The sequence below is a fragment of the Pigmentiphaga sp. CHJ604 genome, from assembly GCF_036972535.1.
GTDB classification, from domain to species: Bacteria; Pseudomonadota; Gammaproteobacteria; order Burkholderiales; family Burkholderiaceae_B; genus Pigmentiphaga; species Pigmentiphaga daeguensis.
Map to the genome: position 1 here is coordinate 3,056,088 of NZ_CP136998.1, position 21,162 is coordinate 3,077,249.

Sequence of the window (21,162 nt, forward strand, 5' to 3'; positions counted from 1 at the left end):
GGTCTAGCCGCCGTTCGAGGAAACCGCCGCCGGCGCCTTCAGCTGGGCGCTGGTGCGGCCGAAGCGGCGCTCGCGGCTGCGATAGGACTTGCACGCCAGATCCAGTTGATCGGCGTCGAAATCGGGCCAGAAGCAGTCGGTGAAATACAGCTCGGTATAGGCCAGTTGCCAGACCAGGAAGTTGGAGATGCGCTGCTCGCCGCCCGTGCGGATGAACAGGTCCGGCTCCGGCGCGTACGCCATCGACAGATGCGGCGTCAGCATGGCCTCGTCCAGTTGCTCGGGATGGGCAGCCAGGTCCGGACGCGCAGCCAGCAGGCGGCGCGTCGCTTCCAGGATGTCCCAGCGGCCGCCATAGTTGGCGGCGATCGTCAGCGTCAGGCGGTCGTTGTCGCGGGTGCGGGCTTCCACGTCGGCGATCAGCTCGCGCAGCCGGGGCTCGAACGCGCTGATGTCCCCCACGACCTTGAGCTTGATGCCGTTGCGGGCCAGCCTGGCGACCTCGCGCTCCAGCGCGTGGACGAACAGCCGCATCAGCAGGGACACCTCGTCGGGCGGACGGCGCCAGTTCTCGGAACTGAAGGCGAACAGGGTCAGGTATTCGATGCCGCGGACGGCGCAGGCCTCCACCACCGCCCTGACGGCATCCACGCCCTTCTTGTGGCCCGCCACGCGGGGCAGGAAGCGCTGCGTGGCCCATCGGCCGTTGCCGTCCATGATGATCGCCACGTGCCTGGGCACGGCGTCGGTACGGGGAATGCCGAGGGTTGAACTCAGGACCATGTCAGCTCCGCTGGGACCGAATGTACATGGCGGAACTCAAACCGTCATGATCTCCGCTTCTTTCTGCGCGACCACCTTGTCGATCTCGGCGACGAAACGATCGGTCAGCTTCTGGACGTCGTCCTGCGCGCGGCGTTCTTCGTCCTCGGAGATTTCCTTGTCCTTGACCAGGCGCTTGAGCTGCTCGTTGGCGTCGCGCCGCAGGTTGCGCACGGCGACCTTGGCATCCTCGCCCTCGCTCTTGACCACCTTGGTCAGCTCGCGGCGGCGCTCTTCGGTCAGCGCCGGCATCGGCACGCGGATCAGGTCGCCCATGGACTGGGGGTTGAGACCCAGGTCGGATTCCCGGATGGCCTTCTCGACCACCTGGGCCATCTTCTTTTCCCACGCCTGGACGCTCAGGGTACGCGCATCCAGCACGCTGACGTTGGCGACCTGGCTCAGCGGAACCATGGAACCGTAGTACTCGACCTGGACATGGTCCAGTATGCCGGCATGGGCACGACCCGTACGGATCTTCGCGAGACTGCCCTTCAGGGTCTCGATGGACTTGCCCATCTTGGTCTCGGCGTTTTTCTTGACGTCGGAAGCGCTCATTGCGGTCTCCTAAATGCTGAACAATCGATCAAACGTGCACCAGCGTGCCTTCGTCGTCGCCCGAGACGACGCGCTTCAGGGCGCCAGGCTTGTTGATCGAAAAAACCTTGATCGGCAGTTTCTGGTCGCGGCACAGCGCGAACGCCGTCGCATCCATCACTTCCAGGCGGCGCACGATGGCCTCGTCGAAACTGATGCGGCTGTAGCGCGTAGCCGTGGGATCCTTCTTGGGATCGGCCGAATAGATGCCGTCGACCTTGGTTGCCTTCAATACGATTTCGGCACCGACCTCGGCGCCGCGCAGGGCGGCGGCGGTGTCGGTGGTGAAGAACGGGTTGCCCGTGCCGGCCGCGAAGATCACGACCTTGCCCTCTTCCAGGTAGCGCAGGGCCTTGGGGCGGATGTAGGGCTCGACCACCTGCTCGATGGTCAGCGCCGATTGCACGCGCGCATCGACGCCGCGGCGCTTGAGCGCGTCCTGCAGCGCCAGGGAGTTCATGATGGTGGCCATCATGCCCATGTAGTCGGCGGTGGCGCGGTCCATGCCCTGGGCACCCGGCGCCACGCCGCGGAAGATGTTGCCGCCGCCGATGACCAGCGCCAGCTCGACGCCCAGCTCGGCCACCTCGGCAATTTCCTCGACCATGCGGCCGATGGTCGCCCGGTTGATACCGAACGCATCGTCACCCATCAGGGCTTCGCCCGACAGCTTGAGCAGGACGCGCTTGTACGCCCCCGTTTTCGTTCCAGATGCGTTCATTTCCACCGTCATACATGCTCCCGCGCAATCGCCGACATCCGGCCCATCTCCGCCCACAGAGGCCCACCCTTCTGCGCTGCGTTACGTCTACATCTTTACAACAGCCCCACTTCCCCCAGACGAGGCACGAGGGATCCGGCTCCGCCGGTCCCTCGAGGCCGCCCCCGGGGGGCGCGCGTAAGCGCGTAGGGGGGGACTAACTCTTTGCAGCAGCAGCCTGGGCAGCGACTTCTGCGGCGAAGTCGGTGACCTTCTTCTCGATGCCTTCGCCCACCACGTACAGCACGAATTGCTGGACGGCGGAGTTCTTGGCCTTGAGCACCTGCTGGACGGTCTGCTTGTCGTCCTTGACGAACGGTTGCGACAACAGCGTAACCTCTTTCAGGAACTTCTGGACCGAACCTTCGACCATCTTGGCGACGATGTCGGCGGGCTTGCCCGATTCGGCGGCCTTCTGCTCGGCAACCGAACGCTCGCGCTGGATGTCGTCCTGCGACACGCCGGCGGCGTCCAGCGCCTTCGGCTTGGTGGCCGCGACGTGCATGGCGATGTCCTTGCCCAGCGTTTCGTCGCCGGAGTACTCGACCAGCACGCCGATGCGGCCGCCGTGCACGTACTGGGCCAGCTTGTTCTCTGTGGCGATGCGGGTGAAGCGGCGGATGGAGATGTTCTCGCCGATCTTGCCGATCAGGGCGGTACGCACGCTTTCCACGGTGCCGTCACGGAACGCCAGCTCGGACAGGGCGGCGACGTCGGCCGGGTTGGCCTTGGCGATCAGCTCGGCGATTTCGTTGGCGAACTGGACGAAATCGTCGTTCTTGGCCACGAAGTCGGTTTCGCTGTTGACCTCGACGGCGACGCCGGTCTTGGCATCGGCCGAGACATACAGGGCCACCAGGCCTTCGGCGGTCACGCGGGCGGCGGCCTTGCTGGCCTTGCTGCCCAGCTTGACGCGCAGGATTTCCTCGGCCTTGGCCAGATCGCCACCGGCTTCGGTCAACGCCTTCTTGCACTCCATCATGGGCGCGTCGGTCTTCTCGCGCAGTTCCTTGACCATTGCTGCGGTAATTTCGGCCATGATTACTCCTGACATCTTCCGCCCCTGACAAAGGCGGAAATATAGTTTGACTAAAAAGAAGGGGCACAAGGCCCCTTCAAGCATTACTAGCGGCAGAGAAGCCCACTCCCGCATCCAGGCAAGAATGCGGCGCTTCGCGCCGAGACATCCCCACCCAGACCCAGGATGCGGTGGATCCGGCTCCGCCGGTCCACCCGCATCGCCCCCTGGGGGGCGCGCGCAAGCGCGTAGGGGGACCTTACTCCTCGCCTTCGACTTCCACGAACTCGTCGCCGCCTTCGGTCACGGCATCGACCACGCCCTGCAGGGCCTGTTCGCGGCCTTCCAGCACGGCATCGGCCACGCCGCGGGCGTACAGGGCGATCGCCTTGGACGAATCGTCGTTGCCCGGGATGACGTGGGCCACGCCGTCCGGCGAGTGGTTAGTATCCACCACGGCGACGACCGGAATGTTAAGCGCCTTGGCTTCGGTGACGGTAATTTTGTGATACCCGACGTCGATGATGAAGATCGCGTCCGGCAGGCCGTTCATGTCCTTGATGCCGCCGATGGACTTGTTCAGCTTCTCGAGCTCGCGCTGGAACATCAGCGCTTCCTTCTTGCTCATGCGCTCGGTCGCGCCCTCGGCCTGCATGGCTTCCATGTCCTTCAGGCGCTTGATCGAGGTCTTGACCGTCTTGAAGTTGGTCAGCATGCCGCCCAGCCAGCGGCTGTCGACGTAGGGCATGCCGCAGCGCTGCGCTTCCTCGGCGATGATCTCGCGAGCCGCGCGCTTGGTGCTGACGAACAGGATCGTGCCGCCGCGGGCCGACAGTTGACGCACGAACTTCAGAGCGTCCTGGTACAGGGCCAGGGTCTTCTCGAGGTTGATGATGTGGATCTTGTTGCGATGGCCGAAGATATAGGGGGCCATCTTGGGGTTCCAGAAGCGGGTTTGGTGGCCGAAGTGGACACCGGCTTCCAGCATTTCGCGCATGCTAACGGACATATTGACTCCGAGGGTTGGGTCTTGCACCGCATCAGCACCCGCCAGGCACACTAGGCCCGGCCGGCACCCTGGACGACACGGCGCGCGGTTGAAAAATCCAGGCCGAAGACGGGCGACATCCCTGGAGAAACTCCAGGCTTTCTGGCATGATGGACGCGCCACGCGGCGCCCCGCCACCCCAGGATCGCCCTGATCCGATCCGGCCTTTGGCTTCCTGAAATCACAGGAAGCCTATAATTCTACTATTTTCCGGACCACCTGCTCAAGCGATCCCTCGGCCCCGGCGCCGGCACTCGTCGCTTCTTGTTACAAGAAAGCCTCGACGCCTGCCCTTTCGGGCGCCGTCCGGGCCGGCTGCGGGCGCGACGGGCGGTCCGGCGCCATAACATAATGTGGAGCGCACACAGCGCGGGAAGCAGATCATGAGCATCACCATCAAGTCGGCCGAGGAAATCGGGAAAATGCGCGAGGCCTGCCAGGCGGCGGCCAGCGTGCTCGATTTCATCGCGCCCTACGTCAAGCCGGGCGTGACCACCGGCGAACTGGACCGGCTGTGCCTGGAATTCATGACCGACGAACTGAAGGTGAAGTCGGCCACCATCGGCTATGCGCCGCCGGGCTACCCGCCCTTCACCGGGGCCATCTGCACCTCGGTCAACCACCAGGTCTGCCACGGCATCCCCGGCGACAAGGTCCTGAAGAACGGCGACTCGCTCAACATCGACGTCACCATCATCAAGGACGGCTGGCACGGCGACACGAGCCGCATGTTCTTCGCCGGCGAGCCCTCCATCCTGGCGCGCCGCCTGGCGCAGGTCACGTACGAGTGCATGTGGCTGGGCATCGAGCAGGTCCGCCCCGGCGCCCACCTGGGCGACATCGGCCACGCCATCCAGAAGCACGCCGAGGCGCACGGCTACAGCGTGGTCCGGGAGTTCTGCGGCCACGGCATCGGCCAGGTGTTCCACGAAGACCCGCAGGTGCTGCACTACGGCAAGCCCGGCACCGGCATCGAACTGCTGCCGGGCATGATCTTCACCGTGGAACCCATGATCAACGCCGGACGCCGGGAAATCCGTGAACTGGCCGATGGATGGACCATCGTGACCCGGGACCACAGCCTGTCGGCCCAATGGGAACACACGGTGGTGGTGACGGACTCGGGCTACGAGACCCTGACCGTCTCGCCCGGCATGCCCGCCCCGCCCAGCTTCGTCACCGCCAAGGCCGCCTGATCCTGCTCCCATGTCCATGTCCACCGCCACGCTGGCCTCGCCCGGCCTGAACGAACTGCAGGGCCTGCGCAACACCATGCGAGCAGCGCGCGAGCGCGCGATCGCCACCTACCGCGAGAACCTGCGCGCCGATGGACTGCTGACCGAGCTGCGGCGCATCGTCGACCGCACGCTGGTGGCGCTGCTCGAGCGCCATCCGCTGCCCGAGGGCGCGACACTGGCGGCCGTGGGCGGCTACGGCCGCGGCGAGCTGTATCCCTATTCCGACGTGGACGTGCTGGTGCTGCTGCACCAGCCCCCCGGCGCCGAGGACGAGGCCAGAATAGGCGCGCTGATCACGGCGCTGTGGGACATCGGGCTGGAGCCCGGCCACAGCGTCCGCACGGTGGACGAATGCATGGCCGAGGCGGCCCGGGACATCACCGTGGAAACGGCGCTGCTGGAGGCCCGCTACCTGGCCGGCAGCCGGACGCTGATGCGCCAGTTCGAGACCGCGATGCGCGGCCGGCTGGACAAGCGTGCCTTCTTCCACGACAAGCAGCTGGAGATGCAGCAGCGGCACACCAAGTACAACTACACGCCGTACGCGCTGGAACCCAATTGCAAGGAATCGCCGGGCGGCCTGCGCGACCTGCAGGTCATCCTGTGGATGGCGCGGGCGGCAGGCTTCGGCAAGACCTGGGCACAGGTCGCCCGCGCGGGACTGCTGACGGCCGACGAGGCCCGCCACCTGCGGCGCGCCGAACAGGCCTTCAAGCGCCTGCGCATCGAGCTGCACCTGCTGACCGGCCGGCGCGAGGACAGACTGGTGTTCGACATCCAGCCGGCGATGGCCAAGGTCTACGGCATCGAGGCCGGCGGCGCGCGCCGCCCCAGCGAAATGCTGATGCAGCGCTACTACTGGGCGGCCAAGCTGGTGACCCAGCTCAACACCATCCTGGTCCAGAACCTGGAAGAGCGCCTGTTCGCGCGGCCGGGCGAAGAAGCCCAGCCCATCGACGAGGACTTCCGCAGCCTGCACGAACGGCTGGACATGTACCGGGACGACGCGTTCGAGCGCAACCCCACGCTGTTGCTGCGCGCCTTCCTGGTCATGCAGCAGCAACCCTCGCTCAAGGGCATGTCGGCCCGCATGCTGCGCGCCATCTGGCACGCGCGCCGGCGCATCGACGCCCAGTTCCGGCGCAATCCGGTCAACCGCCACCTGTTCCTGTCCATCCTGCAACAGCAGCGCGGCATCGTGCACGAGCTGCGCCGGATGAACGAACTCAGCATCCTGCCGCGCTACCTGCTGCCCTTTCGCCGCATCGTCGGCCAGATGCAGCACGACCTGTTCCACGCCTACACAGTGGACCAGCACATCCTGATGGTGGTGCGCAACCTGCGCCGCTTCACCATGCCGGAACACGCGCACGAGTACCCCCTGTGCAGCCAGTTGATCGCGAACTTCGACGGCCACTGGATCCTGTACGCGGCGGCCCTGTTCCACGACATCGCCAAGGGCCGCGGCGGCGATCACTCCGAGCTGGGCGCCGTGGAAGCGCGCAAGTTCGCGCGCGAGCACGGGCTGGCCAAGGACGACGCGGCACTGCTGGAATTCCTGGTGCGCCAGCACCTCACGCTGTCCTCGGTCGCGCAGAAAAAGGACCTGTCCGATCCGCAGGTCATCCAGGAGTTCGCGGCGCTGGTGGGCGACACGCGGCACCTGACCGCGCTCTACCTGCTGACCGTGGCCGACATACGCGGCACCAGCCCCAAGGTCTGGAACGCCTGGAAAGGCAAGCTGCTCGAAGACCTGTTCGTCAAGACGCGGCGGGCGCTGGGCGGAGAGATCCCCGACTCCAAGGCCATCCTGGAAAATCGCAAGGAAGAAGCGCTGGGCGCGCTGCGGCTGGCAGGGCTGACCGAGGACGCCCACGAAGCGCTGTGGAAGCAGCTGGACGTGGCCTATTTCCTGCGCCACGAGGCGCCCGAGATCGCCTGGCAGACCCGGCACCTGTACAACAAGGTCAACAGCGAGGCGCCCATCGTGCGCGCCCGCCTGGCGCCCATCGGCGAAGGCCTGCAGATCGTCGTCTACGTCAAGGACCAGCCCGACCTGTTCGCCCGCATCTGCGGCTATTTCGACGAGCGCCACCTCAGCATCCAGGACGCCCGCATCCACACTACGCGCCATGGCTGGGCGCTGGACAGCTTCATCGTGCTGGCCCAGGGCACGCCCAGCGAACAGCGTTCGCTGCTGAGCCTGGTCGAACACGAACTGACCCAGCGGCTGGCCACGCCCAACGCCGCCGGACCGGCCTCGGCGGGCGACGCCGTCCCGCTGGGGCCCCGGCAGTCGCGGCAGTCGCGCATGTTCCCAATCACCCCCGCGATCGAACTGCGGCCCGACGAGCGCGGACAATCGTGGATACTGAGCGTGACCGCCTCCGACCGGACCGGCCTGCTGCACGCGCTGGCGCGCACCTTCGTCAAGCACGGCATCAACCTCAAGACCGCCAAGGTCATGACCCTGGGCGAACGGGTCGAGGACACCTTCCTGATCGACGGCGACGCGCTCAACAATGCGCGCAGCCAGATCCAGTTCGAACAGGACTTGCTGGAAGCCCTGCAGTAAGCAGCGCCAGTTCCTTTCACGGCGCTGTCGCATGCTTAACCAATTGAAAACGCGGCTTGCGCCGCACGGATCCCAAAAGCAACAATAGCCGGGTTGCCCCGCCCCTGGGGCGGCGTACCGATGGGAGCTCCGCACGTGTCCGCACCTGTTCCCCTGCCGGCCGATGACGACGACGATCGCACGTCGTTCTCCAAGGAAAGCCTGAAGCGCGCCTTTTTCGACCACCTGTTCTACACGATAGGCAAGTTTCCGAAGATCTCGGGCAAGAACGATCTCTACCTGGCCCTGGCCCACGCGATACGCGACCGCAGCCTGCAGCGCTGGATCAGCAGTACCGCCCAGTACAACCAGACCGCGCCGCGCACCGTCGCCTACCTGTCGGCCGAATTCCTGATGGGCCCGCACCTGGGCAACCACCTGATCAACCTGGGCATCGCCGACAGCGTGCGCGAAGCCATGGCCGAGCTGAAACTCGACTTCAACGAGATCCTGCGCCAGGAAGAAGAGCCGGGCCTGGGCAACGGCGGCCTGGGCCGCCTGGCCGCCTGCTTCCTGGATTCCCTGGCCACCGGGCAGATCCCGGCCTTCGGCTACGGCATCCGCTACGAGTACGGTATCTTCTTCCAGACCATCATCGATGGCTGGCAGGTCGAGAACACCGACAAGTGGCTGCGCTACGGCAATCCATGGGAAATCCAGCGCGCCGAATGGGCGGTCGAGATCAAGCTGGGCGGCCACACCGAACAGTACACCGACGATGCCGGCTACCTGCGCGTGCGCTGGGCCCCCGAGAAGACCGTGGTGGGCGTGCCGTTCGATTCGCCCATCCCCGGCTACCGCGTCAACACCACCAACACGCTGAGGCTGTGGCGGGCGGAGGCCACCGAGTCCTTCGATTTCTCGGTCTTCAACCAGGGTGACTACCTGGGCGCGGTCAGCAAGAAGGTGACGTCCGAGAACCTGACCAAGGTGCTCTACCCCAACGACGAAACCACCCAAGGCAAGGAACTGCGGCTGGAGCAGCAATACTTTTTCGTGTCGTGTTCGCTGCAGGACATGATACGCATCCATCTTGCCCGCGGCGGCGCCATCGGCGATTTCGACAAGAAGTTCGCGATCCAGCTCAACGACACGCATCCGGCCATCGCCATCGCCGAACTGATGCGGCTGCTGGTGGACGAACACCTGTTGCCGTGGGACCAGGCCTGGGGCATCACCACGCGCAGCTTCTCGTACACCAACCACACGCTGCTGCCCGAAGCCCTGGAGCGCTGGCCGCTGGACCTGTTCCAGCGCATCCTGCCGCGCCACCTGGAACTCATCTATGAGATCAACGCGCGCTTCCTGAACGACGTGCGCATTCATTTCCTGGGAGACGAATCCCGCATCTCCCGCCTCTCGCTGATCGACGAAAGCGGCGAGCGCTACGTACGCATGGCGCACCTGGCCTGCGTGGGCAGCCACGCCATCAACGGCGTGGCCGAACTGCACTCGGACCTGCTCAAGCACGGGCTGCTGAAGGACTTCTACGAAATGTGGCCCGAGAAGTTCACCAACGTCACCAACGGCGTCACGCCGCGCCGCTGGCTGGTCCTGAGCAATCCGCGCCTGACCTCGCTGGTGACCAACGCCATCGGCGACGCCTGGGTGACCGACCTGCCCCGCATCCGCCTGATCGAGGACTACATCGACGATGCGGCGTTCCGGCAGGAATGGCGCGCGGTCAAGCGCGCCAACAAGGTGGACCTGGCGGCGCTGATCCTGCGGCGCACGGGGGTCAAGGTCGACCCCGATTCGATGTTCGACGTGCTGGTCAAGCGCATCCACGAATACAAGCGCCAGCACCTGGCGGTCCTGCATATCGTCACGCTGTACCACCGCTTGAAGTCCGGCCGGGCACGCGACCCCCTGCCCCGCACCTTCATCTTCGGCGGCAAGGCCGCCCCCGGCTATCACACCGCCAAGCTGATGATCAAGCTCATCACCTCGGTAGGCGATGTGGTCAACAACGATCCCGACGTGCGCGACCTGCTCAAGGTGGTGTTCATCCCCAATTTCAACGTCACGCAGGGCCAGTGCATCTATCCGGCCGCCGAGCTGTCCGAGCAGATATCGCTGGCGGGCAAGGAGGCCTCGGGAACCGGCAACATGAAATTCGCGATGAACGGGGCGCTGACCATAGGCACCATGGACGGCGCCAACATCGAACTGCGCGACCAAGTCGGGGCCGAGAACTTCTTCCTGTTCGGCCATACCGCCGCGGAAGTGCGCCACATCAAGACCGCCGGCTATCATCCCGGCGACTACTACCACAGCCACAGCGAGCTGCGCACCTGCCTCGACCTGATCCAGAGCGGTTTTTTCTCGCGCGGCGACACCGAACTGTTCCGGCCGCTGGTCGACAACCTGCTGCGGCACGACCCCTATCTGCTGCTGGCGGACTACCAGTCCTACATCGAGTGCCAGGATCTCGTCAGCCAGGCCTATCGCGACCATGAAGGCTGGACGCGCATGTCCATCCTCAATACCGCCCGATCCGGCAAGTTCTCGTCGGACCGCAGCATCCGCGAATACGCCGAACAGATCTGGAACGTCAAGCCGGTGCCGGTCGAACTGTATGACGAGGCCGAGATGGAGCACACGCTGCGGTGAAAGCTTGCCAAGCAGTGAGAGAATAGGCGCTTTCCACCCCCTTCATCGAGGCCCCATGAAGCTCTACTACTCCCCCGGCGCCTGCTCCCAGGCCCCCCACATCGTCCTGCGCGAGGCAGGCATCGACTTCACCTGGGAAAAGGTCGACCTCAAGGCCAAGACCACCGAGACCGGGCAGGATTTCCGCAAGATCAATCCCAAGGGCTACGTGCCGGCGCTGGAAGTGTCCACTGGCGTGGTGATGACCGAGCTGGCCGTGCTGCTGCAATACATCGCCGATCTCGTGCCGGCGCGCAAGCTGGCGCCCCCGCCCGACAGCGCCGAGCGCTACGCGCTGCAAACCTGGCTGGTGTTCATCGCCACCGAGATCCACAAGGGCTTCTCGCCCATGTTCAAGCCCACGCTGAGCGAGGAAGGCAAGGACGTCTTCCGCCAGATCCTGGCCACGCGCCTGGACTACGTGCAAAGCGAGCTGTCGCAGCGCGAATACCTGATGCCCGGTGGCTTTTCCGTGGCCGATATCTACCTGTTCGTGACCACCGGCTGGGCCGCGCGCCTGAACTACGACCTGTCGCGCTGGCCCGCCATCGTGGCCTTCCGCGAACGCATCGCGCAACGCCCCGCCGTGCAGGCGGCGCTCAAGGCCGAAGGCCTGCAGTAAATCCCCCCCTACGCGCTGACGCGCGCCCCCAGGGGCGGCACTGGCGGACCGGCAAAGCCGGATCCGCTGTGCCCTGGATCACTGACGAATCAGGTGGCTCCGTCGCCGCAGGTGGTGCCCACCAGTTGGCCCAGGATGCGGTGGACGTTCTGCATGCTGTCGTCCACCACCACGCGCATGCCCTGCATGGAAATCTCGTCCACGCTCGCGCGCTGGCCCGCGGCATCGTTGGTGACGAGACACAGGGCCGCATAGTCCAGGTCGAGCTCCCGCGCCAGGGCGGCCTCGGGCATGCCGGTCATGCCGACCATGTCGCAGCCGTCCCGCCCCATCCGGCGGATTTCCGCGGCGGTTTCCAGCCGCGGACCCTGTGTGCAGCCATAGACCCCGCCGTCGACGACGTCTATCCCGCAGGTCCGCGCCGATTCCAGCAGATCGTGCCGCATGGCGGCGCCATAGGGCTGGGTCATGTCCACATGGGCGACGGGCTGGTCGCCTCCCTCGAAGAAGGTGCGGGGCCGTTCGGTGGTGTAGTCGATGATCTGATCGGGCACGACGATGACCCCGGGCACGAGGGGACCCGCGATGCCGCCCACCGTCGCCACCGAGACGATGCGCCGCACCCCCACCTCATGCAGCGCCCACAGGTTGGCGCGATAGTTGATGCGGTGCGGGGCCAGCGTGTGGCCGTATCCATGGCGGGCCAGGAAGACGATTTCGGCGCCGTCGCCGATGCGCCCGTAGGTCAGCGCGCCCGAAGGCTCGCCGTAGGGCGTGCGCACGACCTGGCGGCGCGTCACGACGAGCCCGGTCAAATGGTAGAGGCCGGTGCCTCCGATGATTGCCTGCATGGTTTTCCTTCCTGCGAAGCGGCGCTTCGCCCTGTCAAGACTGCAGCAAGGCCTTCAGGCCGTCCTCGTCGAGCACGGCGATGCCGAGCTCCTGGGCCTTGGCGAGCTTGCTGCCGGCGTCGGCGCCGGCGACGACGTAGTGGGTCTTCTTGGACACCGAGCCGGTCACCTTGCCGCCGGCGGCGCGTATGAGCTCGGCCGCGTCCTCGCGGGTGAGCGTGGACAACGTGCCGGTCAGCACGAAAGTCTTGCCGCCGATGGGGCCGGCGGTGCGATCGACCACGGTTTCCGTGCCGGGGGTCACCCCGTTGCGCAGCAGGTCGGCCACGACCTCGCGGTTGTGCGGTTCGGCGAAGAAGCGAAAGATGGACGCGGCCACCACGGGCCCGACGTCGGGCACCGCCAGCAGCTCGGCCTCGGTGGCGTTCATCACCGCATCCAGGTTGCCGAAATGGCGCGCCAGGTCGCGGGCCGTGGACTCGCCCACGTGCCGTATCCCCAGCGCGAAAAGAAATCTTCCCAACGGCGGCGTGCGTGTCGCGGCGATGGACTCGACCAGGTTGCGTGCCGACTTCTCGCCCATGCGGTCCAGGCCGGCCAGCTCTTCCTCGTTCAGCGTATAGAGATCCGCCAGCGTGTGCACGCGGCCGCGCTCGACCAGTTGATCGATCAGCTTCTCGCCCAGCCCCTCGATGTCCAGCGCGCGGCGCTGGGCGGCATGCCACAACGCCTGCTTGCGCTGCGCGGCGCAGAACAGGCCCCCGGTACAGCGCGCGATGATCTCGTCCTCGGGCCGCTCGATGGCCGATCCGCACACCGGACACTGGGTGGGCATGACGAACTTGCGGGCATCGGCCGGGCGCTTGTCCAGCACGGGTGTCACGACCTCGGGAATGACATCGCCGGCCCGGCGGACCACCACGGTGTCGCCGATGCGCACGTCCTTGCGCTCGATCTCGTCTTCGTTGTGCAGCGTCGCGTTGGTGACCGTGACGCCGCCCACGAACACCGGCTTGAGCCGCGCAACGGGCGTGATGGCGCCGGTGCGGCCGACCTGTACTTCGATGCCGAGCAACTCGGTGGTAGCTTCCTCGGCCGGGAACTTGTGCGCGACGGCGAAGCGCGGCGCGCGCGAGACGTATCCCAGCGTGCGCTGCGCCTCGAGCGCGTTGACCTTGTAGACCACGCCGTCGATGTCATAGGGCAGCGAGGCCCGCAGCCCCTCGACCCGCCGGTAGAACGCCAGCAGGCCGGCCGCGTCCGACGCCAGCTGGCGCTCGCGGTTGACCGGCATGCCCAGTTCCTGCAGCCAGTCCAGCATGCCCATGTGGGTATCGAACGGCGGCGCGTCGGCGCGGGATTCCTTGCCCGGCAGGCTGCCGCGTATCTCGCCCCAGCCATAGGCGAAGAATCGCAGCGGACGGCGGGCCGTGATGCGCGGATCGAGCTGCCTCAGGCTGCCCGCCGCGGCATTGCGGGGATTGATGAAGACTTTCTCGCCGGCTTCGCGCTGGGCGTCGTTCAGGCGCTCGAAATCCCTGCGGAACAGCAGCACCTCGCCGCGAACCTCCAGCACCTCGGGCACGGGTCCCGCCAAGGTCAGCGGGATGGATCGTATGGTCCGGATGTTGGCGGTGATGTCCTCGCCCGTCTGGCCGTCGCCGCGGGTAGCGGCCCGCGCAAACCTGCCGCCCTCGTAGCGCAGGCTGACGGCCAGTCCGTCCAGCTTCAGCTCACAGGCGTACTTGACGGCGGACGCCGTTTCCAGGCCGTCGCGCACCCGTTTGTCGAAGGCCTGGATGTCCTCGTCGTCGAAGGCATTGTTCAGGGACAGCATGGGCACCGCGTGGCGCACCGAACCGAAGGCGGACAGCGGCGCACCGCCCACCCGCTGGGTGGGGGAATCGGGCGTGGCCAGCAGCGGGAATTCCTGCTCCAGCTTGACCAGTTCCGCGAACAGCGCGTCGTACTCGGCGTCGCTGATCAGCGGGTCGTCCATCACGTAGTAGCGGGCGTTGTGCAAGGCCAGCTCCTGGCGCAGCTGCGCCGCCCTCTGCATGGCCTGGTTTTCCCGATCGACCCCCGACACCATATCCGCTCCGCCTGCGCGCCTTATCCGAATACCCGCAGGGCACGCACCGAACCGGCCTTCAGGCCGGACTGCTCAAGACGCGCATACAGCGCCAGCAATTGCTTGTCGATGGCGGCCTCGGCGCCATCCGCCAGGGGCCGGCCGTTGTCGTCGACCACGGTGGCTTCCAGCCGCGTGGCCAGCCCACGGGCGACCTGGGCCATCTGGGCGAAGGCGTGCTCGTGGGCGGGCGCCCGGGGCACGTCCAGGATCAGGCTGAGTTGGCCGATGGTGGCCGGGCCCGCCGAGCCCAGCGATACGCCATCGCTGCGCCCAAGCGTGAAGCGGACCGCGCCGTCCTGATCCACCCATGGCAGGCGGCCGTCGTGGATGGACGAGAATCCGGCCTCGCGCGCGGCGGTCAGCACGTCGCCGGATGACCAGCGGCGGCTGCTGGCCACCAGGGTCAGGCCCACCTGGGCGTCGAGCGCGGCGCAGACGGCATCGAGCTTGTTGGCGCGATCCAGCACCGCCTGCGTATCGCTGGCCTCCACCGTGCCGTCGAACCGATCGGCCAGCACGCGCGAGCGCGACAGTGCCTCGGCCCATTCGCCGGCGCTGAGCGGGCCGCTGCGATTGGCCAGCAGCACGGCCACCTGGACGGACGCATAGTTCTCGCCGCTGCGGATGGCCGAGCGGTGCACCCCCTCGGCCGTTTCGGCGAACACGCGCAGCGATTTCTGGCCGGCGTGGCGGATGCCCTGGGTGAAGGCCGCCAGCTCGTCGCCCGGCACGGGTTCGAGAAAGGAGACGTCGATGACGGTCTCGCAGGCCTCGTCGGCTTCGTCCGCATCATGCTGCTGCGGCACGGCCGCGCCTTCGGCCGGCGCCTCCATGCCTCCGACGATGTTGGGCTCGGCGATTTCGCCCGCGCCCAGCCCCGGCTCGCGGCGTACGCCGTCCGCCTTGGGCAGGCCGGTTTCGACCCCATGCAGCAAGGGATCCTTGCCCGAGTCCGGGAAGCCGTCCTGTATCTGCTTGCGAGCGCGGCGGTCCTGCCACCAGTTCAGTCCAAGCACGACGACGATGGCCAGAACGCCAAGGGCGATGAGCCCGGTTTGTAGATCACTCATTGGTGTGTTCCCGATGGCGGGGCATGGTGGAAAGAGTGCCGGTTCGCGGACTGCCGGCTCATCAGGCGGCCTCGACGGCGAGTTGCATGGCCGAGTCGATGTCGACGGCCACGATGCGGGAGACGCCCTGCTCCTGCATGGTCACGCCGACCAGCTGGTGTGCCATTTCCATCGCGATCTTGTTGTGCGAGATGAACAGGAACTGTGTCTGCTCGCTCATCCGGCGCACCAGGTTCGCGTAGCGCTCGGTGTTGGCATCGTCCAGCGGCGCGTCGACCTCGTCCAGCAGGCAGAACGGCGCCGGATTGAGCTTGAACATGGCGAACACCAGCGCGGTGGCCGTCAGTGCCTTCTCGCCGCCCGACAGCAGATGGATGGTGCTGTTGCGCTTGCCCGGAGGCTGGGCCATGACCTGCACGCCGGCATCCAGGATTTCCTCGCCGGTCATGACGAGCTTCGCTTCGCCGCCACCGAACAGCGACGGGAAGAGTTCGCCGAAGTTGCGGTTGACGGTGTCGAAGGTCTCCTGCAGCAACTGGCGAGTCTCGCGGTCGATCTTGCGGATGGCGTCCTCGAGCGTATCGATGGCGGCCTGCAGGTCGGACTGCTGGGCATCCAGGTAGGTCTTGCGCTCGCGCGAGGCGTTGAGTTCGTCCAGCGCGGCCAGGTTGACCGCGCCCAGCGCGGCAACCTCGCGAGCCAGGCGCTGCACCTCGGCCTGCAGCCAGTTGGGACGCTGCCACTCCTTGGGCAGCGCGTCGAGTTGCTCGCCCAGCGCCGCCAGGTCCAGCTCCTGGCCGGCCAGTTGCTCGGCATATTGTTCCTGGGCCAGGCGGGCCGCCTGTTCCTTCAGCTGCAGCTCGGTGATGCGGCTGCGCAGCGGCTCGAGCGAACGCTCGATGCCCAGGCGCTGCTCGTCGGCGGCGCGCAGTTGCGCGGCCAGGGTATCCATTTCGATGCGGGCGCGGTTCAGCACCTGCTCGCGCTCGCTGCGCAGCTCGAGCGCCGACTGCAGGCCGGCCTGGGCCGCGGCGTCGTCCAGGACCCGCAATTCCTGCTGGACCCGTTCGGCCTCGGCGGCGGCGCGCTGGCTCTGCTCGCCCGCCAGTTGCAGGCTGCGGCGCAGCTCGTCGATGCGCGCGCGCAGGCCCCGCTCGGCGAAGCTGGCTTCCTGGGCCGACCGCTCGAGTTCACGCAGGCGATCGCGCGCCCGCTGGACGTCCGCTTCACGCTGCTCCTGGGCCATCTGCGCGTCTTCGAACGCGGACTGCTTGTCGCCCAGCTGGCCATCCAGGATCTCGAAGCGGCCCTCGGCCTCTTCCTTGCGGATGCGGGCCTCTTCTTCCTGTGCCTCGAGTTCGGCATGCTCTTCGCGGATGCGCGCGGCGCGCTCCTCGGACTGCGCGGCCTGCTGCGACAGCTTGGAATGCTCGAGCTGGATGGCGTGCAGGCGCTGGGTAACCTCGGCCAGGCGCTGGCGCGAGGCGGGCAAGGCCTGCGCCACCTGCTGGTAGCCGGCCTCGGCGCGCGCCACGGCGGACCGTGCCTCGTCGGCGATGAGCTGCTGGGCCTTGAGCTGGCGTTGCAGGTTCTCGATTTCCTGCTGGCGCGCCAGCATGCCGGCCTGTTCGGAATCGGGGGCGTAGAAACGGACGCTGTTGTGCCCGATCAGGTGCCCTTCCTTGACCACGAACTGGCCGCCTTCGGGCAACTGGGCGCGCGCGGCCAGCGCCTGGGTGGCGTCGGTGGCCGTATAGACATCGCGCAGCCAGTCGGCCATGAGCGAACGCAGGCCCGGATCGGTGATGCGCAGCAGCGACACCAGCGGCGTCAGCGCGGCCGGCGCGGGAGCCGGCGCCGTGGCCGGCGGCATCTGGTAGAAGGCCAGCCGCGCGGGCGGCGCGTCGCCGAAGAAGGCCTTGGCCCATTCGAGATTGCTGACTTCCAGCGCGGCCAGCCGCTCGCGCAGCACGGCCTCCAGCGCCGTTTCCCAGCCTGGCTCGATATGCAGCTTCTGCCACAGCCGGCCGAGCTGCGTCAGTTCGTGTTTCTCCAGCCAGGGATGCAGCGCGCCCTGCTTCTGCACATCCTGCTGCAGGCGGGTCAGGGCCGAGAGCCGGGCTTCGATCTGCGAAACGGAGGCGGCCTCCTTCTGCACCAGTTCCTGGGCCTGCCGGCGGCCGGCGTCGACCTGCGGCAACTGGGCCTCGAGCGTGGACAGCTCCTGCTGGGCTTGCTGGACACGCTGCTCGGTGTCGGCCAGGTCGCCCGTCAACTGCTCGAGCCGGGCCGGGTCGGGGCGCTGCAGGTTCCGTTCTTCCTGTTCCAGGCGCTCGCGGCGCTGCGCCAGGGCCTGCAACTGGCGGTCGGCCTCGCGCTGCTCCTGGGCGGTCAAGGCCAGGTTCTGTTCGACCTGGGACAGCGCGGCGCGCAGCTCGGACAGGCCGGATGCGGCATCGCGCACCTTGGCCTCGATGTCCGGCAACTGGGCCTGCGCTTCTTCGGCCACGATGCGCGCTTCCTCGGCGCGGGCCTCGCCCACGGCCAGGTCTTCCTCGGCCTGCGCCAACTGGTCGCTGCCGGTCTCGTGCTGCTCGTTCCACTGGGCGATCTGCTGCTGCAGTTGCGCCAGCTGGGCCTGCATCCGGTTGCGCGCCTCGACCACGTACTTGATCTCGGCCTCGAGCCGGCTGACCTCGGCATTGGCCTCGTACAGGCCGCCCTGCGCGGCATGGACGGCATCGCTGGCGGCATAGTGCGCCTGGCGCGTGCCTTCCAGGTCGGACTCGAGCTTGCGCAGGCCCGCCATGGCGGCCTCGAGGTCGGTCTGGGCCTGTTCGATGGCCAGCGCGTGCTTCATGCGGTCGGCGTCGGCCTCGCGTTTCTTCAGCAGCCACAGGAAGCGCTGCTTCTGCTCGCTTTCCGCCTGGAACCCCTGGTAGCGCTGGGCGACCTCGGCCTGTGCCTCGAGCTTCTCGAGCTGGGTGGCCAGCTCGCGCAGGATGTCCTCCACGCGCGTCATGTTCTCGCGCGTGTCGGCCAGGCGGTTCTCGGTCTCGCGGCGGCGCTCCTTGTAGCGCGACACGCCCGCCGCCTCTTCCAGGAATACGCGCAGTTCATCGGGCCGGGCCTCGATGATGCGCGAGATCATGCCCTGCCCGATGATGGCGTAGCCCCGCGCGCCCAGGCCGGTACCCAGGAAGATGTCGTGGATGTCGCGGCGGCGGACCTGCTGGTTGTTGACGAAATAGCTGCTGGTGCCGTCGCGGGTCAGCACGCGCTTGACGGCGATTTCGCCGTACTGGCTCCATTGCCCGGACGCCCTGCCCTCGGAGTTGTCGAACACCAGTTCGACCGACGAGCGCGCCGCCGGCTTGCGGTTGACCGATCCGTTGAAGATCACGTCCTGCATGGACTCGCCGCGCAGCTCGGAAGCCTTGGATTCGCCCAGGACCCAGCGCACGGCGTCGATGATGTTGGACTTTCCGCAGCCATTGGGTCCCACCACGCCGACCAGCTGGCTCGGCACCTGGATGGAAGTGGGGTCGACGAACGACTTGAAACCTGCGAGTTTGATCTGGGTAAGTCGCACCGGAAACGAAGCTTCGCTTAAAAAAGGCTGGAAAAGGAACCGACCTGCACCCAAGCCGGTCCGATATGGCGGAACACTCCCCACCCCCGACCCAGGGCACCGGGATCCGGCTCCGCCGGTCCTCCGGTGCCGCCCCCTTCAGGGGTCGCGCGAAGCGCGGAGGGAGGGGGGCCAACACAGCTTCGTATAATACCAAAGGGTCATCGGCAAGGTTACGCCAGGAGCCGCCGCCCAGTCTGTTTTTTCATTTTCGTTACGTATAGATCGCAAGAGACATGCCCTCTCAACCCAGCAAGAGCCTAGACACCTTCGCCAACCCCAGCCCGGGGCGCGACTTCCAGATCCACATCGAGGTGCCGGAATTCACCTGCCTGTGCCCGATGACCGGACAGCCGGACTTCGCCCTGCTGGTCATCGACTACATCCCCGACCAATTGTGCGTCGAGCTCAAGAGCCTCAAGCTCTACGCCTGGAGCTTCCGCAACGAAGGCAAGTTCCACGAAGCGGTCACCAACGAGATCCTGGACGATCTCGTACGCGCGCTGTCCCCCCGCTTCATGCGGATCACCGCCAAGTGGTACGTGCGCGGCGGCATCTTCACCAACGTCGTCGCCGAGCACCGCCAGCCCGGCTGGACGCCGCAGCCCGCCGTGCAACTGCAGGAATTCGCGCCCGGCAGCAATATCCGCGGGTAACTACCACCGGATCGGCCGGGACGCGGCCTCGGAACCTGCGCTACGATGCGCGGCACGCATTCCTGCCGTAGTGCCCCGAGTGCGGCACTTTCCGATCCACTCAAAGGCACACGAGTCCACGCCTACCGATGAAACGCGGCTTTTACCTGATCATGGCGGCGCAGTTCTTTTCCTCGCTGGCCGACAATGCGCTTTTCATCGCCGCGATCGCGTTGATCCAGCAGTTGGACGGTCCGGACTGGATGACGCCCATGATCAAGTGGTCGTTCGCCCTGGCCTATGTCCTGCTGGCCGCCTTCGTGGGTGCCTTCGCCGACTCCTTTCCCAAGGGCCGCGTGATGTTCGCCACCAACGCGGTGAAGATCATCGGCTGCCTGACCATGTTCGCCCACGCCAGCTTCGGGCTGGCCGACCACCACCAGGTCTATACGGTGTGCGCGGCCTATGCGCTGGTGGGCATCGGCGCGGCGGCCTATTCGCCCGCCAAGTACGGCATCATCACCGAACTGCTGCCGCCCGAGCAGCTCGTCAAGGGCAACAGCTGGATCGAAGGACTGACGGTGGTATCCATCATCCTGGGCGTGGTCCTGGGCGGCGCGCTCATCAGCCCCAAGGTGTCGACCTGGCTGCTGTCCCTGGATCTCAGCCCGGGCTTCGGCCCCGACATCCAGACGCCGGCCGAGGCCGCCATCATGGTCATCGCGCTGGTCTACCTGGTGGCCGCCTTCTTCAACCTGCTCATCCCGTCCACGGGCGTGTGCTACCCGCGCCAGCAGCGCAACCCCATCAGGCTGATGAGGACGTTCGGCTGTTTCGTGGCCACGCTGTGGCGCGACAAGCTGGGCCAGATCTCGCTGGCGGTGACCACCCTGTTCTGGGGGGCCGGCGCGACGCTGCAACTGATCGTGATCGAATGGGGGCGCGTACAGCTCGGACTGCCGCTGAACAAGGCCTCCATCCTGATGGGCGTGGCCTCCGTCGGCACCATCCTGGGCGCCACGCTGGCCGGCAAGGTGCCCCTGCATCACGCGCTGGCCGTGCTTCCGATGGGCGTGGTGATGGGGCTGGTCGTGATGCTGATGCCGCTGGCCTACGAACCCTGGTTCGTCTATGCGCTGCTGATCGCCATCGGCGGCCTGGGGGGGTTTTTCGTCGTACCCATGAACGCCCTGCTCCAGCACCGGGGCCACGTGCTGCTGTCGGCCGGCCACTCGATCGCCGTCCAGAACTTCAACGAGCAGCTCAACATCCTGCTGATGGTGGCGGTCTATTCGCTGATGCTGGGCATGCAGATTCCCATCAACACCATCATCATCATCTTCGGCACGCTGGTCGCCTGCCTCATGCTGCTGATCATGGGCTGGAACCGGCACAACCACCGCACCCACCCGGATCTCGACCTGGTGATAGGCAGCCGCGCGCACGGCACGGCGCTGCGCGGGGAATGAC

15 protein-coding genes are annotated in these 21,162 nt (G+C 66.7%); 6 read left to right on the plus strand and 9 right to left on the minus strand.

The genetic code is table 11. The features are described from left to right. Window positions 1-3: 3 nt before the first annotated feature. From uppS to rpsB, 5 genes are all read right to left on the minus strand, one after another. A complete protein-coding gene (gene uppS / locus R4823_RS14725; protein WP_087837402.1) occupies window positions 4-783 on the minus strand; it encodes a polyprenyl diphosphate synthase in 780 nt (259 codons plus the stop codon). A gap of 36 nt (window positions 784-819) precedes the next feature. After that, the gene (frr, locus tag R4823_RS14730) at window positions 820-1,380 is read right to left on the minus strand and encodes a ribosome recycling factor (RefSeq protein WP_087837403.1); all 561 of its coding nucleotides are present in this window, start codon (window positions 1,378-1,380) and stop codon (window positions 820-822) included. A 28-nt stretch (window positions 1,381-1,408) separates the two neighbouring features. Further along, window positions 1,409-2,140, minus strand: coding sequence for a UMP kinase (pyrH, locus tag R4823_RS14735; protein WP_087837431.1), 732 nt, complete (start codon window positions 2,138-2,140; stop codon window positions 1,409-1,411). A gap of 196 nt (window positions 2,141-2,336) precedes the next feature. Further along, window positions 2,337-3,218 (minus strand): translation elongation factor Ts, encoded by an 882-nt coding sequence (tsf, locus tag R4823_RS14740; protein ID WP_087837404.1) that lies wholly within the window; start codon window positions 3,216-3,218, stop codon window positions 2,337-2,339. A 238-nt stretch (window positions 3,219-3,456) separates the two neighbouring features. Continuing rightward, a complete protein-coding gene (gene rpsB, locus R4823_RS14745) occupies window positions 3,457-4,206 on the minus strand; it encodes a 30S ribosomal protein S2 (protein WP_087837405.1) in 750 nt (249 codons plus the stop codon). Between the two features lie 422 nt (window positions 4,207-4,628). Here rpsB and map point away from each other — a divergent pair, with 422 nt between their 5' ends. From map to gstA, 4 genes are all read left to right on the plus strand, one after another. Continuing rightward, window positions 4,629-5,441 (plus strand): type I methionyl aminopeptidase, encoded by an 813-nt coding sequence (gene map, locus R4823_RS14750; RefSeq protein ID WP_087837406.1) that lies wholly within the window; start codon window positions 4,629-4,631, stop codon window positions 5,439-5,441. Between the two features lie 16 nt (window positions 5,442-5,457). Further along, window positions 5,458-8,058 carry a [protein-PII] uridylyltransferase gene (locus R4823_RS14755; protein ID WP_087837432.1) on the plus strand — a complete coding sequence of 867 codons (2,601 nt, stop codon included), beginning with the start codon at window positions 5,458-5,460 and terminating at the stop codon, window positions 8,056-8,058. 135 nt (window positions 8,059-8,193) lie between these two features. Beyond that, complete coding sequence (locus R4823_RS14760) at window positions 8,194-10,710, plus strand: glycogen/starch/alpha-glucan phosphorylase (RefSeq protein WP_243724335.1); 2,517 nt, start codon at window positions 8,194-8,196, stop codon at window positions 10,708-10,710. A gap of 55 nt (window positions 10,711-10,765) precedes the next feature. Continuing rightward, window positions 10,766-11,371 carry a glutathione transferase GstA gene (gstA, locus tag R4823_RS14765; RefSeq protein WP_338615263.1) on the plus strand — a complete coding sequence of 202 codons (606 nt, stop codon included), beginning with the start codon at window positions 10,766-10,768 and terminating at the stop codon, window positions 11,369-11,371. A gap of 89 nt (window positions 11,372-11,460) precedes the next feature. On the opposite strand, the gene R4823_RS14770 is transcribed toward gstA, so the two are convergent. The 4 genes from R4823_RS14770 to smc form a co-directional block, all read right to left on the minus strand. Beyond that, window positions 11,461-12,222, minus strand: coding sequence for an S-methyl-5'-thioinosine phosphorylase (locus tag R4823_RS14770; RefSeq protein WP_087837409.1), 762 nt, complete (start codon window positions 12,220-12,222; stop codon window positions 11,461-11,463). A gap of 34 nt (window positions 12,223-12,256) precedes the next feature. Next, on the minus strand, window positions 12,257-14,314 hold the full coding sequence (gene ligA / locus R4823_RS14775) for an NAD-dependent DNA ligase LigA (protein ID WP_338615264.1): 2,058 nt from the start codon (window positions 14,312-14,314) through the stop codon (window positions 12,257-12,259). A gap of 20 nt (window positions 14,315-14,334) precedes the next feature. Continuing rightward, window positions 14,335-15,426, minus strand: a complete 1,092-nt coding sequence (locus tag R4823_RS14780) for a cell division protein ZipA C-terminal FtsZ-binding domain-containing protein (RefSeq protein ID WP_279816487.1) — start codon at window positions 15,424-15,426, stop codon at window positions 14,335-14,337. 61 nt (window positions 15,427-15,487) lie between these two features. Then, window positions 15,488-19,018 carry a chromosome segregation protein SMC gene (smc, locus tag R4823_RS14785; RefSeq protein ID WP_338615265.1) on the minus strand — a complete coding sequence of 1,177 codons (3,531 nt, stop codon included), beginning with the start codon at window positions 19,016-19,018 and terminating at the stop codon, window positions 15,488-15,490. Between the two features lie 275 nt (window positions 19,019-19,293). Between smc and queF the strand changes: the two genes are divergently transcribed. Continuing rightward, window positions 19,294-19,713, plus strand: a complete 420-nt coding sequence (queF, locus tag R4823_RS14790; protein WP_087837413.1) for a preQ(1) synthase — start codon at window positions 19,294-19,296, stop codon at window positions 19,711-19,713. A gap of 128 nt (window positions 19,714-19,841) precedes the next feature. Further along, window positions 19,842-21,161 carry a lysophospholipid transporter LplT gene (gene lplT, locus R4823_RS14795; RefSeq protein WP_087837414.1) on the plus strand — a complete coding sequence of 440 codons (1,320 nt, stop codon included), beginning with the start codon at window positions 19,842-19,844 and terminating at the stop codon, window positions 21,159-21,161. Window position 21,162: the final 1 nt, after the last annotated feature.

Bases quoted from the DNA above. Each gene is read 5' to 3' on its own strand.
- gstA (WP_338615263.1), top strand. From the start codon at position 10,766: ATGAAGCTCTACTACTCCCCCGGCGCCTGCTCCCAGGCCCCCCACATC.
- lplT (WP_087837414.1), top strand. From the start codon at position 19,842: ATGAAACGCGGCTTTTACCTGATCATGGCGGCGCAGTTCTTTTCCTCG.
- queF (WP_087837413.1), top strand. From the start codon at position 19,294: ATGCCCTCTCAACCCAGCAAGAGCCTAGACACCTTCGCCAACCCCAGC.
- rpsB (WP_087837405.1), bottom strand. From the start codon at position 4,206: ATGTCCGTTAGCATGCGCGAAATGCTGGAAGCCGGTGTCCACTTCGGC.
- tsf (WP_087837404.1), bottom strand. From the start codon at position 3,218: ATGGCCGAAATTACCGCAGCAATGGTCAAGGAACTGCGCGAGAAGACC.
- R4823_RS14755 (WP_087837432.1), top strand. From the start codon at position 5,458: ATGTCCACCGCCACGCTGGCCTCGCCCGGCCTGAACGAACTGCAGGGC.
- uppS (WP_087837402.1), bottom strand. From the start codon at position 783: ATGGTCCTGAGTTCAACCCTCGGCATTCCCCGTACCGACGCCGTGCCC.
- R4823_RS14780 (WP_279816487.1), bottom strand. From the start codon at position 15,426: ATGAGTGATCTACAAACCGGGCTCATCGCCCTTGGCGTTCTGGCCATC.
- pyrH (WP_087837431.1), bottom strand. From the start codon at position 2,140: ATGAACGCATCTGGAACGAAAACGGGGGCGTACAAGCGCGTCCTGCTC.
- R4823_RS14770 (WP_087837409.1), bottom strand. From the start codon at position 12,222: ATGCAGGCAATCATCGGAGGCACCGGCCTCTACCATTTGACCGGGCTC.
- frr (WP_087837403.1), bottom strand. From the start codon at position 1,380: ATGAGCGCTTCCGACGTCAAGAAAAACGCCGAGACCAAGATGGGCAAG.
- ligA (WP_338615264.1), bottom strand. From the start codon at position 14,314: ATGGTGTCGGGGGTCGATCGGGAAAACCAGGCCATGCAGAGGGCGGCG.
- map (WP_087837406.1), top strand. From the start codon at position 4,629: ATGAGCATCACCATCAAGTCGGCCGAGGAAATCGGGAAAATGCGCGAG.